This window comes from Vibrio sp. SCP2, assembly GCF_059295395.1.
Genome location: NZ_JCAFVV010000013.1, coordinates 12,088 through 24,514, shown reverse-complemented (window position 1 = coordinate 24,514; position 12,427 = coordinate 12,088). Strand labels below are relative to the sequence as shown.

Annotated in this window: 14 protein-coding genes; all 14 read left to right on the top strand. The window is 46.0% G+C overall.

Annotation, left to right across the window (positions count from 1 at the left end; all coding sequences use genetic code 11):
- Positions 1–46: 46 nt before the first annotated feature.
- Entirely contained in the window at positions 47–481 is a 435-nt protein-coding gene (gene mioC / locus AC5O63_RS20835) for an FMN-binding protein MioC (RefSeq protein WP_494506132.1), read from the top strand.
- A 465-nt stretch (positions 482–946) separates the two neighbouring features.
- On the top strand, positions 947–2,842 hold the full coding sequence (gene mnmG, locus AC5O63_RS20830) for a tRNA uridine-5-carboxymethylaminomethyl(34) synthesis enzyme MnmG (RefSeq protein ID WP_486787064.1): 1,896 nt from the start codon (positions 947–949) through the stop codon (positions 2,840–2,842).
- The gene (rsmG, locus tag AC5O63_RS20825) at positions 2,842–3,474 is read left to right on the top strand and encodes a 16S rRNA (guanine(527)-N(7))-methyltransferase RsmG (protein ID WP_272786001.1); all 633 of its coding nucleotides are present in this window, start codon (positions 2,842–2,844) and stop codon (positions 3,472–3,474) included. Before mnmG ends, rsmG begins: the two co-directional genes overlap by 1 nt.
- 14 nt (positions 3,475–3,488) lie before the next feature.
- Positions 3,489–4,262, top strand: coding sequence for a ParA family protein (locus AC5O63_RS20820; RefSeq protein ID WP_004743582.1), 774 nt, complete (start codon positions 3,489–3,491; stop codon positions 4,260–4,262).
- 24 nt (positions 4,263–4,286) lie between these two features.
- Entirely contained in the window at positions 4,287–5,168 is an 882-nt protein-coding gene (locus tag AC5O63_RS20815; protein ID WP_494506131.1) for a ParB/RepB/Spo0J family partition protein, read from the top strand.
- Positions 5,169–5,355: 187 nt separating this feature from the next.
- Positions 5,356–5,745 carry a F0F1 ATP synthase subunit I gene (locus AC5O63_RS20810; protein ID WP_004743580.1) on the top strand — a complete coding sequence of 130 codons (390 nt, stop codon included), beginning with the start codon at positions 5,356–5,358 and terminating at the stop codon, positions 5,743–5,745.
- Positions 5,746–5,753: 8 nt separating this feature from the next.
- Positions 5,754–6,566: a F0F1 ATP synthase subunit A gene (atpB, locus tag AC5O63_RS20805; RefSeq protein WP_004743579.1), complete on the top strand. Its 813-nt coding sequence runs from the start codon at positions 5,754–5,756 to the stop codon at positions 6,564–6,566.
- 44 nt (positions 6,567–6,610) lie between these two features.
- Positions 6,611–6,868, top strand: a complete 258-nt coding sequence (atpE, locus tag AC5O63_RS20800; protein WP_004411110.1) for a F0F1 ATP synthase subunit C — start codon at positions 6,611–6,613, stop codon at positions 6,866–6,868.
- Positions 6,869–6,941: 73 nt separating this feature from the next.
- Positions 6,942–7,412, top strand: a complete 471-nt coding sequence (gene atpF / locus AC5O63_RS20795; protein WP_004743578.1) for a F0F1 ATP synthase subunit B — start codon at positions 6,942–6,944, stop codon at positions 7,410–7,412.
- Positions 7,413–7,426: 14 nt separating this feature from the next.
- Positions 7,427–7,960 carry a F0F1 ATP synthase subunit delta gene (atpH, locus tag AC5O63_RS20790; protein ID WP_272785999.1) on the top strand — a complete coding sequence of 178 codons (534 nt, stop codon included), beginning with the start codon at positions 7,427–7,429 and terminating at the stop codon, positions 7,958–7,960.
- 13 nt (positions 7,961–7,973) lie between these two features.
- Positions 7,974–9,515, top strand: coding sequence for a F0F1 ATP synthase subunit alpha (gene atpA / locus AC5O63_RS20785; protein ID WP_004743576.1), 1,542 nt, complete (start codon positions 7,974–7,976; stop codon positions 9,513–9,515).
- 42 nt (positions 9,516–9,557) lie between these two features.
- Complete coding sequence (atpG, locus tag AC5O63_RS20780; protein ID WP_272785998.1) at positions 9,558–10,424, top strand: F0F1 ATP synthase subunit gamma; 867 nt, start codon at positions 9,558–9,560, stop codon at positions 10,422–10,424.
- Between the two features lie 35 nt (positions 10,425–10,459).
- Positions 10,460–11,863, top strand: coding sequence for a F0F1 ATP synthase subunit beta (gene atpD, locus AC5O63_RS20775; protein WP_272785997.1), 1,404 nt, complete (start codon positions 10,460–10,462; stop codon positions 11,861–11,863).
- Positions 11,864–11,881: 18 nt separating this feature from the next.
- Positions 11,882–12,304: a F0F1 ATP synthase subunit epsilon gene (locus tag AC5O63_RS20770; protein ID WP_004743573.1), complete on the top strand. Its 423-nt coding sequence runs from the start codon at positions 11,882–11,884 to the stop codon at positions 12,302–12,304.
- Positions 12,305–12,427 lie beyond the last annotated feature (123 nt).

Sequence of the window (12,427 nt, the reverse complement as noted above, 5' to 3'; positions counted from 1 at the left end):
ACGCGGCCTCTGGTCGCGTTTTTTCATTGTGTATAAAGGAACACCTATGATCCACATTATTACAGGTAGCACACTGGGTGGTGCTGAGTATGTGGGAGACCACCTCAGTGATCTACTAATCGAAAAAGGCTTTGAGACTACCATCCATAACCAACCTGATTTGGCACAAGTTGACAATAAGGGTACTTGGTTAATCATTACTTCAACTCACGGCGCTGGTGAATACCCAGACAATATTCAGCCGTTTATTCAAGCCCTACAAGACACACCACCGAAAATGAGTGGGGTCAAGTACGCGACGATCGCCATTGGTGATTCGAGTTACGATACGTTCTGCGCAGCGGGTCAGCATGCCCATGACCTACTTACCGATATCGGCGCTACAGCACTGACAGAGTGTTTTACCATCGATGTTCTCAGCCATGATGTACCAGAAGATGCCGCAGAAAGCTGGTTAAATGACCATATTGAGCTTTTCTAATCCCCTTCTAAGTGGTCAATTGCTTGGCCACTTACCCCTTTTGTGAATAACTTTCCTTACTCCCCAAAAACTGTTCGCTCATTTTTTAATCACTTCATCTGTGGATAAACTACGATCTTTCCGGTGATTAACTTATAGTTATCCAAGTAACAACTTAGATCCTTTTTTACTCCTGTGCATAACTACCAATTTTGATCCCAGCTAATCCTCGATCTGATCAAGGCAAGATCACATGATATGATCCAAATAAGATCCATGATCTTATTGATCATTTTCCACTTATCCACAGAAACGGTCGATCTTAATAGTAGATCTAATAAAAGATCATATATATAGATCTTATATATATAAGGATTTCACTGCTTGAAGGAAAAGAGCCAAAAGCATTTTCTCAGCCCGTGAAAGAAGGTAGAATAACGCTCTTTTTCTCTATCCAACTCTCTATTGAATACCTGAGGTCGGTTCATGCTTTATCACGAAAAATTTGATGTCATCGTCGTTGGTGGCGGTCACGCAGGAACGGAAGCCGCACTCGCATCTGCTCGTACAGGGCAAAAAACCCTGTTACTCACTCACAACATTGACACCTTAGGTCAGATGTCGTGTAACCCAGCAATTGGTGGTATCGGTAAAGGTCACTTAGTCAAAGAAGTCGACGCGATGGGCGGTTTAATGGCTCAAGCGATTGATCATTCCGGTATTCAATTTAGAACACTCAACGCCTCGAAAGGCCCAGCTGTACGAGCAACCCGTGCTCAAGCTGATCGTGCGTTGTACAAAGCTTATGTTCGCAACGCGCTAGAAAACGCCCCTAATCTCACTCTGTTCCAACAATCTGTTGATGATCTTATTGTTGAGCAAGATCGTGTCTTGGGTGTTGTTACCCAGATGGGACTGCGTTTCTACGCAAAAGCCGTCGTGCTGACTGTGGGGACTTTCCTCGGCGGTAAGATCCATATTGGTATGGAGAGCTCGTCAGGTGGTCGTGCGGGGGATCCGCCATCGATCGCGCTGGCTGATCGTCTGCGTGAACTGCCGTTTAGAGTCGATCGTTTAAAAACAGGCACACCTCCACGCATTGATGCGCGCAGTGTCGATTTTTCTGAGTTAGAAGCTCAACATGGTGATAACCCTGCACCCGTATTTTCGTTTATTGGAAAGCGTGAACAGCATCCGCGTCAAATCCCATGTTTTATCACTCACACCAACGAGCAGACTCACGATGTAATTCGTAACAACCTTGATCGCAGCCCAATGTACGCGGGTGTGATTGAAGGTATTGGCCCGCGCTACTGTCCGTCAATCGAAGACAAGGTGATGCGTTTTGCTGACAAGAACAGCCACCAGATCTTTATTGAGCCAGAAGGGCTTGATACGCATGAGCTGTATCCAAATGGTATTTCCACCAGCTTGCCGTTTGATGTTCAAGTTCAGATCGTACGCTCGATGAAAGGGTTCGAAAACGCGCATATCGTGCGCCCAGGTTATGCGATTGAGTATGACTTCTTCGACCCACGCGACTTAAAGCAGACCTATGAAACCAAATTTATTAGTGGTTTGTTCTTTGCGGGACAAATTAACGGTACCACGGGTTACGAGGAAGCTGCGGCACAAGGCTTGATGGCTGGCCTTAACGCCAGTCTGTTTAGCCAAGACAAAGAAGGCTGGAGCCCACGTCGTGATCAAGCTTACATGGGCGTGTTGATTGATGACCTATCGACCATGGGGACTAAAGAACCTTACCGTATGTTTACTTCACGCGCGGAATACCGCTTGTTACTTCGTGAAGACAACGCGGACTTACGTTTGACTGAGCAAGCTCGTCAGCTTGGCTTGGTTGATGATGTACGTTGGGCTCGATTTAATCAAAAAATCGACAATATCGAAGCTGAGCGTCAACGCTTGAAAGAGATCTGGATGAACCCTAAATCACAAGGGGTTGATGCACTAAATGAACTGCTAAAAACACCGATGGCACGTGAAGCGAGTGGTGAAGATTTACTGCGTCGTCCAGAAATGTCTTACGATCAATTGACTCAGCTAGACGCATTCGCCCCAGCCATCGAAGATCAACAAGCCGCTGAGCAGGTTGAAATCCAAGTCAAATACGAAGGTTATATCAAACGCCAGCAAGATGAGATCGAAAAGTCGCTGCGCCATGAGCATACAAAGATCCCTGTCGATTTAGATTACGCTAAGGTCAGCGGTCTATCGAATGAAGTGGTGGCGAAACTGACAGAAGCGAAACCAGAGTCTATCGGTATCGCTTCGCGCATTTCGGGCATTACACCGGCTGCGATTTCGATTCTTTTAGTTCACTTGAAAAAACATGGCCTGCTGAAAAAAGGCGAGGAAGCATAATGTCTCAACTACGCACTCAACTGGATGAACTGATTGCTCAGACCGATCTAGAGGTCTCGCCTCGTCAGCGTGAACAGCTGGTTGGCTATGTCGAAATGCTCAACAAATGGAACAAGGCGTACAACCTGACATCGGTACGTGATCCACAAGAGATGCTGGTGAAACACATTATGGACAGCATCATTGTTAGCACTCACTTACAGGGTGAGCGTTTTATTGATGTCGGTACAGGACCAGGACTGCCAGGTATTCCTTTATCTATTATGAATCCTGACAAAGCGTTTGTGTTGCTCGATAGCTTGGGCAAACGCATTCGCTTTATCAAACAAGTTCTTCATGAACTCAAAATAGAAAATGTGACACCGATTCAAAGTCGAGTCGAAGAATACCAGCCTGAAGATAAATTCGATGGCGTATTAAGTCGTGCATTTGCTTCAATGACTGATATGGTTGAGTGGTGCCACCATCTACCAAAATCACCAGGTGGGCATTTCTTAGCGCTGAAAGGTCAATTACCACAGGATGAGATTGAGCAATTACCTGAGTGGTGTTCTGTGACCGACGTCAAAGCTTTGAATGTTCCTCAATTGGAAGGTGAGCGTCATCTAGTAATCTTATCGCGCAAGGAATAAAAGCGAGGTTCATTGTGGGAAAAATCGTAGCGATCGCCAACCAGAAAGGCGGGGTTGGAAAAACAACGACATGCATCAACTTAGCCGCATCTATGGCTGCGACTAAGCGTAAGGTATTGGTGATAGACCTCGACCCACAAGGCAATGCAACGATGGCCAGTGGTGTAGATAAATACCAAGTCGATGCCACGGCTTATGAACTGCTTGTAGAAGATGTGCCGTTTGATGAAGTGGTGTGTCGTAAGACATCCGGCAACTATGATTTAGTGGCGGCCAATGGAGATGTGACGGCGGCTGAAATCAAACTGATGGAAGTTTTTGCCCGTGAAGTTCGCCTTAAGCACGCTTTAGCATCAGTTCGCGATAACTATGATTTCATCTTTATCGATTGTCCTCCTTCTCTAAACCTTCTTACAATCAACGCTATGGCCGCAGCCGATTCGGTTTTGGTTCCAATGCAGTGTGAGTATTTTGCACTTGAAGGTTTAACCGCGTTAATGGATACAATCAGTAAGCTTGCTGCTGTTGTAAACGAAAATCTAAAAATCGAAGGGTTACTACGTACCATGTATGACCCTCGCAACAGACTGTCGAACGAAGTATCCGATCAACTTAAAAAGCACTTTGGCAACAAGGTGTACCGCACCGTTATTCCGCGCAATGTGCGTCTCGCTGAAGCGCCTAGTCATGGTAAACCGGCAATGTATTACGATAAATACTCTGCAGGTGCTAAGGCTTATTTAGCTCTAGCTGGTGAGATGCTTCGCCGCGAAGAAGTCCCTGCATAACGACAACCAAAGGAATTCCGTCTCATGTCTAAGCGTGGTTTAGGTAAAGGGCTTGATGCCCTGCTTTCAACCAGTTCACTAGCGCGTGAAAAACAGCAAAGTGCACTGCACAGCCAAGAACTGTCATCGGATGGTAGTCTCACCGATTTAAATATTAATAGCTTAAAGCCGGGTGTATATCAGCCGCGCAAAGAGATGGAGCCTGAAGCGTTAGAAGAGCTTGCCGCTTCAATTGAATCTCAAGGGATTATTCAGCCTATCGTAGTGAGACAGGTTGACGGTGACAAATTTGAAATCATCGCCGGAGAACGTCGCTGGCGTGCAGCTCGTAAAGCGGGCCTTAAGCAAGTGCCATGCGTGGTGAAGAATGTCGAAGATCGCGCAGCGATCGCCATGGCATTGATCGAGAACATTCAGCGTGAAGATCTTAATGTGATCGAAGAAGCGGTCGCGCTTGATCGTCTGCAAGAAGAGTTTGGTCTGACTCATCAGCAGGTTGCTGATGTGATTGGTAAGTCTCGTGCGGCGGTAAGTAACTTATTGCGTCTAAATCAGCTAGAAGATGACGTGAAAAGTTTAGTCTCCGGCAATCTGCTTGATATGGGGCATGCTAGGGCTCTGTTGGCTCTTGAAGGTGAGCAACAGGTCGAGATCGCTCAGCAGGTCGCCAAAAAGAAAATGACCGTTCGTCAGACCGAGCAGTTAGTGAAAAAGTGTCTCCAGCCACAATCTGAACCCAAAAATGAGGTTCAAGACGCTGAAGCACAACAAATGTCACAAAAATTGAGTGAAATGCTTGGGGCTAAAGTTGCAATTGTGCGCGCTGACAACGGCAAGTCGAAAGTGACGATTAGTCTTGATGAGCCTCACAAATTAGAGCAGTTAATTGCCAAGCTTGAGAGCTAAATGAGATAATTGATCTCAATCAATATATGTAAAAATCGAATTTTTGTGCGGAAGTTGTCGGCTTGTAAACAAAATTGTAACTTTTTGCGGTGTTTTAATTGCAATCAGTTCGACTCACCGTATAATTTTCGCCAATTTCCCAGCCCTGAGGTAGTAAAGCTGTGGATTTTACTAGAGGTACGAATACATGGTAGCTGCGTTAGCTAGACCAGGACGAGCGCTTGCAAAGCAATTGTTAATGATCGAGGCGAGCGCGGTTGCGTTAGTGGCAGCGGGTATGGCGATAGCCGTCAATACTGAATGGGGAATCTCAGCGCTAATTGGAGGGAGCATATTTGTTGTCGCCAATGCTGTATTTGCCTTGTGTGCTTTTCTGTTTGTAGGGGCTCGTGCAGCAAAAATGGTTGCTGCGTCTTTCTACACCGGAGTGGCACTAAAGATCCTCATTACTGTGGCTCTCTTCTCTGTTGCTTACATGTATATGCAGGTGGAACTCGTTCCCCTCAAACTAACCTATTTGCTGGTATTAGGGATTAATATCTTTGCGCCAGCGCTATTCATTAACAACAAAAAATAGGATGAGTTATGGCTGCGCCAGGTGAAGCGCTAACATCGTCCGGATACATTGCCCACCACTTATCAAACCTATCTTTAGCAAAGCTAGGCTTGGTAGCGGAGGAGACAAGTTTCTGGAACGTACATATCGATAGCCTGTTTTTTTCTTGGTTTACTGGTTTAATTTTCTTAGGAATTTTCTACAAAGTAGCGAAGAGAACAACAGCGGGTGTACCAGGTAAGCTTCAGTGTGCTGTTGAAATGATCGTAGAATTTGTCGCGGAAAACGTCAAAGATACGTTCCATGGACGCAACCCATTGATTGCCCCTCTAGCACTAACTATCTTTTGTTGGGTATTTTTGATGAACGTGATGGACTTAGTTCCTATCGATTTCTTACCTTACCCAGCAGAGCATTGGCTTGGTATTCCTTACCTTAAGGTTGTACCGTCAGCTGATGTTAATATCACCATGGCTATGGCTCTAGGCGTGTTTGCTCTGATGATTTACTACAGCATCAAAGTAAAAGGTCTAGGTGGATTCGCCAAAGAACTTGCTTTACATCCATTTAATCACCCAATCATGATTCCGTTTAACCTACTGATTGAAGTGGTATCGCTACTTGCGAAGCCTCTATCACTTGGTATGCGTCTATTTGGTAACATGTTCGCGGGTGAGGTTGTATTCATTCTTTGTGCGGCAATGTTACCATGGTATTTACAATGGATGGGTTCACTACCGTGGGCAATCTTCCATATCTTGGTTATTACGATTCAGGCCTTCGTGTTTATGATGCTTACGATTGTTTATATGTCGATGGCACACGAAGACAGTGATCACTAATTTTTTAAACTCTTATTAGTCAAAAAGTATATTTGGAGATAGTAATGGAAACTGTACTGAGCTTTTCAGCAATCGCAGTAGCAATCATCGTTGGTCTATGTGCAGTAGGTACTGCAATCGGCTTCGCAATCCTAGGTGGTAAGTTCCTAGAAGGTGCTGCGCGTCAACCAGAAATGGCTCCTATGCTACAAGTTAAGATGTTCATCATCGCTGGTCTACTAGATGCGGTTCCAATGATCGGTATCGTAATCGCTCTACTATTTACTTTCGCAAACCCATTCGTTGGTCAACTAGCTGGTTAATCATTGCTTTTCAGAGACAAACATTGGTTTGTCATTGATTAACACTAAGTCCAATTAAAGAGGGGTAGCTGTTGTGAATATGAACGCAACTCTGCTGGGTCAAGCAATCTCGTTCGCTCTGTTTGTGTGGTTCTGCATGAAGTATGTATGGCCGCCAATCATGAACGCAATCGAAGAACGTCAGAAGAAAATTGCTGACGGCCTTCATGCGGCAGAACGTGCTGAGAAAGACTTGAATCTAGCTCAAGCTAACGCTTCTTCTCAATTGAAAGAAGCGAAGCGCACAGCAACTGAGGTCATTGAGCAAGCGAACAAGCGTAAAGCTCAAATTCTAGACGAAGCTCGTGAGGAAGCTCAGGCAGAACGCCAGAAAATCCTTGCGCAAGCAGAAGCTGAACTTGAAGCAGAACGCAACCGTGCGCGCGATGAACTGCGCAAACAAGTTGCAACTCTGGCTTTAGCTGGTGCTGAGAAAATCCTAGAGCGCTCTATCGATAAAGACGCGCACAAAGATCTTCTCGACAACATTACTGCAAAACTTTAAGTCTGGGGGCGCACATGGCTGATATGACTACTATCGCACGCCCCTATGCTAAAGCAGCATTCGACTTTGCTGTAGAAAAAGGCCAACTAGACCAATGGGGTCAGATGTTGTCTTTTGCCGCGGAAGTCGCCAACAACGAACAAGTACATGAGTTATTAACTAGCTCAATGTCTGCAGACAAACTTGCAGAAGTATTTGTTGCGGTATGTGGCGAACAAGTTGATGAGTTTGGCCAAAACCTGATTAAGGTGATGGCGGAGAATGGCCGATTATTGGCTCTTCCTGATGTATGTGCTGAGTTCCTGTTGTTAAAACAAGAGCACGAGAAAGAAATCAGTGTAGAAGTGACTTCTGCGACTGAACTTTCAGAACAGCAAAAAGCAGACATCAGCAGCAAACTTGAAACGCGTCTTGAACGCAAAGTCCAGCTGAATTGCAGCGTAGATGAGGCCCTACTTGGTGGGGTTATTATTAGAGCCGGAGACTTAGTCATCGATAACTCAGCACGTGGCCGTTTAAGCCGCCTGAGCGATGCATTGCAGTCTTAATGGGGATTGGAGCATGCAACTTAATTCCACGGAAATTAGCGATCTAATCAAACAACGTATCGAATCTTTCGAAGTTGTTAGTGAAGCTCGCAACGAAGGTACTATCGTATCGGTAAGCGATGGTATCATTCGCATTCACGGCCTAGCGGACGTGATGCAAGGTGAAATGATTGAATTACCGGGTGGCCGTTATGCACTAGCACTTAACCTTGAGCGTGACTCGGTTGGTGCGGTTGTAATGGGCCCATATGCTGACCTTAAGGAAGGCATGAAAGTTACAGGTACTGGTCGTATTCTTGAAGTACCAGTTGGTCCCGAAATGCTTGGTCGTGTTGTAAACACACTAGGTGAGCCAATTGATGGTAAAGGTCCAATCGAAGCTAAACTGTCTTCGCCTGTAGAAGTGATTGCACCAGGTGTAATCGACCGTAAATCGGTAGATCAACCTGTGCAAACTGGTTACAAATCTGTTGACTCAATGATCCCAATCGGTCGTGGTCAGCGTGAGCTTGTAATCGGTGACCGTCAGACTGGTAAAACAGCAATGGCGATCGATGCAATCATCAACCAGAAAGACTCTGGTATTTTCTCAATCTACGTAGCTATCGGTCAGAAAGCATCGACTATCGCTAACGTAGTTCGCAAACTAGAAGAGCACGGCGCGCTAGCTAACACTATCGTTGTTGTTGCATCTGCTTCTGAATCTGCAGCGCTACAATACCTAGCGCCATACGCAGGTTGTGCGATGGGTGAATACTTCCGTGATCGCGGTGAAGACGCACTGATTGTTTATGATGATCTATCTAAGCAAGCGGTAGCTTACCGTCAGATCTCTCTACTACTAAAACGTCCACCAGGTCGTGAAGCATTCCCTGGTGATGTTTTCTACCTCCACTCACGTCTACTAGAGCGTGCAGCTCGTGTAAGCGAAGAGTACGTAGAGAAGTTCACTAACGGTGAAGTGAAAGGTAAGACTGGTTCTTTGACTGCACTACCTATCATCGAAACTCAAGCTGGTGACGTTTCAGCATTCGTACCGACAAACGTAATCTCGATTACTGACGGTCAGATCTTCCTACAGACTGAGCTATTCAACGCGGGTGTTCGCCCAGCGGTTGACCCAGGTATCTCAGTATCTCGTGTTGGTGGTTCTGCACAGACGAAAATCATCAAGAAGCTATCAGGCGGTATCCGTACTGCACTAGCTCAGTACCGTGAACTAGCGGCTTTCGCACAGTTCTCGTCTGACCTTGATGAAGCGACAAAGAAACAGCTAGACCACGGTCAGAAAGTTACAGAACTAATGAAGCAGAAGCAGTACGCTCCAATGTCTGTATTTGACCAAGCTCTAGTTATCTTTGCGGCAGAGCGCGGCTACCTAGCAGATGTTGAATTAAGCAAACTGCTAGATTTCGAAGCGGCTCTACTATCGTATGCTCGCGGTCAATACGCTGAATTTGCAGCTGAGATCGACAAGACGGGTGCATACAACGATGAAGTTGAAGCACAGCTGAAGAAGCTGACTGACGACTTCGTAGCAACCCAAACTTGGTAATAGGTCGGTGGCAGTAATGTCACCAACTAATGGAGAGTAACGATGGCCGGCGCAAAAGAGATACGTAATAAAATCGGTAGTGTTAAAAGCACTCAGAAGATTACGAAAGCAATGGAAATGGTAGCAGCTTCAAAAATGCGTCGCTCTCAAGACGCAATGGAAGCTTCTCGTCCATACGCTGAAACAATACGTAAAGTGATCGGTCACGTAGCAAACGCAAGTCTAGAGTATCGTCATCCATACCTAGAAGAGCGTGAAGCTAAGCGTGTTGGTTACATCATCGTTTCAACAGACCGTGGCCTCTGTGGCGGCTTGAACATTAACGTGTTCAAAAAAGCTGTGACAGACATGCAAAGCTGGAAAGAGAAAGGTGCTGAAGTTGAACTGGCGTTGATCGGTTCAAAAGCAACAGCTTTCTTTAACAACAGCGGTGCAAAAGTGGCTGCTCAGGTTTCAGGTCTAGGCGATAAGCCAAGCCTTGAAGACCTAATCGGTTCTGTCAGCGTTATGCTTAAGAAATACGATGAAGGTGAATTGGACCGCCTATATGTGGTGAGCAACAAGTTTGTGAACACTATGGTTCAACAACCAACGATCGATCAATTACTACCTTTGCCTAAATCGGACAGCGAAGAGATGCAGCGTACCCACCAGTGGGACTACATCTACGAGCCAGAACCAAAAGCGCTACTAGATACACTTCTAGTGCGTTATGTGGAATCTCAAGTATACCAAGGTGTGGTTGAGAACCTTGCTTGTGAGCAAGCGGCTCGAATGATTGCAATGAAAGCTGCAACTGATAATGCGAGCAACCTGATTGATGACTTAGAACTTGTGTACAACAAAGCCCGTCAGGCAGCGATTACACAAGAACTATCAGAAATCGTTTCAGGTGCAGCAGCGGTTTAAGCTTAGGTAAAACGAAATAGTTTAGAGGATTAACGATGGCTACAGGTAAGATCGTACAGATCATCGGTGCGGTAGTCGACGTAGAGTTCCCACAGAGCGAAGTACCTAGTGTATATGACGCTCTAAACGTTACTGAATCAAAAGAGCGTCTAGTTCTTGAGGTTCAACAACAGCTAGGCGGTGGCGTAGTTCGTTGTATCGTTATGGGTAGCTCTGATGGTTTACGTCGTGGAGTTGAAGTTGTAAATACTGGCGCTCCAATTTCAGTACCAGTAGGTACTAAGACCCTTGGTCGTATCATGAACGTACTTGGTGATGCGATTGATGAGTGTGGTGAAATCGGTGCGGAAGAGACTTACTCTATCCACCGTGAAGCACCAAGCTACGAAGAGCAATCAAACGAAACTGCTCTACTAGAAACTGGCGTTAAAGTAATCGACCTAGTTTGTCCATTCGCTAAGGGTGGTAAAATCGGTCTATTCGGTGGTGCAGGTGTAGGTAAGACCGTTAACATGATGGAACTTATCAACAACATCGCACTACAACACTCTGGTCTTTCAGTATTCGCAGGTGTTGGTGAGCGTACTCGTGAGGGTAACGACTTCTACTTCGAAATGCAGGAAGCTGGCGTTGTAAACGTTGAGAAGCCAGAAGAATCGAAAGTAGCAATGGTTTACGGTCAGATGAACGAGCCACCAGGCAACCGTCTACGTGTTGCACTGACTGGTCTAACAATGGCAGAGCGCTTCCGTGACGAAGGTCGTGACGTTCTACTGTTCGTTGATAACATCTACCGTTACACGCTAGCAGGTACTGAGGTATCAGCACTTCTAGGCCGTATGCCTTCTGCGGTAGGTTACCAGCCTACACTAGCAGAAGAGATGGGTGTTCTTCAGGAGCGTATCACGTCAACTAAAGCAGGTTCTATCACGTCTGTACAGGCGGTATACGTACCAGCGGATGACTTGACTGACCCTTCTCCAGCAACTACGTTCGCGCACTTAGATGCAACGGTTGTACTTAACCGTAACATCGCAGCTATGGGTCTATACCCAGCGATCGACCCGCTAGATTCGACTTCTCGTCAGCTAGACCCACTAGTAGTAGGTCAAGAGCACTACGACATCGCTCGTGGCGTTCAGCAGACACTTCAGCGCTATAAAGAGCTGAAAGATATCATTGCGATTCTAGGTATGGACGAGCTATCTGAAGAAGATAAGCAAGTTGTATCTCGTGCACGTAAGATTGAGCGTTTCCTAACTCAGCCTTACCACGTAGCGGAAGTATTTACTGGCGACCCAGGTGTTTACGTACCTCTTAAAGAGACTCTACGTGGCTTCAAAGGTCTACTAGCTGGTGATTACGATGACATTCCAGAGCAAGCGTTCATGTACTGCGGTACGATCGACGATGCTATCGAGAATGCGAAGAAGCTATAAGGCTAACTAGGAGGCGATATGGCAGCAATAACCTTTCACCTAGACGTTGTTAGTGCGGAGAAGAAAATCTTCTCTGGCCTAGTTGAAACGTTCCAGGTGACCGGTAGCGAAGGTGAGCTTGGTATTTTCCATGGTCACACACCGCTGCTGACCGCTATCAAGCCTGGTATGGTGCGTATTGTTAAACAGCACGGCCACGAAGAAATTATCTATGTTTCTGGTGGTATGATAGAAGTTCAACCGGGTACAGCGACTGTACTGGCTGATACGGCTATCCGTGGTGAAGAGCTAGACGCAGCTAAGGCAGAGGAAGCTAAACGTCGCGCTGAGGAGAGTATCCACAATCAGCACGGCGATATGGACTTCGCTCAAGCGGCCAGTGAACTGGCTAAAGCCATTGCTCAGCTACGAGTTATCGAGCTGACAAAACAGCGTCGCTAATTCGCGACACTGTTTTAAAAGTGATAAAGGCGGTCGTAAGACCGCCTTTTTGCTTAATTTTTAACGGAAATTTTTCCTAATCAATTAACTAATCAACGATTAGTGTCTAGAATACCTCTCAGT

What these genes read in the sequence shown, in the direction of transcription:
- rsmG (WP_272786001.1), top strand. Translation starts at nt 2,842, where the DNA reads ATGTCTCAACTACGCACTCAACTGGATGAACTGATTGCTCAGACCGAT.
- atpD (WP_272785997.1), top strand. Translation starts at nt 10,460, where the DNA reads ATGGCTACAGGTAAGATCGTACAGATCATCGGTGCGGTAGTCGACGTA.
- AC5O63_RS20810 (WP_004743580.1), top strand. Translation starts at nt 5,356, where the DNA reads ATGGTAGCTGCGTTAGCTAGACCAGGACGAGCGCTTGCAAAGCAATTG.
- atpE (WP_004411110.1), top strand. Translation starts at nt 6,611, where the DNA reads ATGGAAACTGTACTGAGCTTTTCAGCAATCGCAGTAGCAATCATCGTT.
- atpB (WP_004743579.1), top strand. Translation starts at nt 5,754, where the DNA reads ATGGCTGCGCCAGGTGAAGCGCTAACATCGTCCGGATACATTGCCCAC.
- mioC (WP_494506132.1), top strand. Translation starts at nt 47, where the DNA reads ATGATCCACATTATTACAGGTAGCACACTGGGTGGTGCTGAGTATGTG.
- atpG (WP_272785998.1), top strand. Translation starts at nt 9,558, where the DNA reads ATGGCCGGCGCAAAAGAGATACGTAATAAAATCGGTAGTGTTAAAAGC.
- AC5O63_RS20770 (WP_004743573.1), top strand. Translation starts at nt 11,882, where the DNA reads ATGGCAGCAATAACCTTTCACCTAGACGTTGTTAGTGCGGAGAAGAAA.
- AC5O63_RS20815 (WP_494506131.1), top strand. Translation starts at nt 4,287, where the DNA reads ATGTCTAAGCGTGGTTTAGGTAAAGGGCTTGATGCCCTGCTTTCAACC.
- atpA (WP_004743576.1), top strand. Translation starts at nt 7,974, where the DNA reads ATGCAACTTAATTCCACGGAAATTAGCGATCTAATCAAACAACGTATC.
- atpH (WP_272785999.1), top strand. Translation starts at nt 7,427, where the DNA reads ATGGCTGATATGACTACTATCGCACGCCCCTATGCTAAAGCAGCATTC.
- mnmG (WP_486787064.1), top strand. Translation starts at nt 947, where the DNA reads ATGCTTTATCACGAAAAATTTGATGTCATCGTCGTTGGTGGCGGTCAC.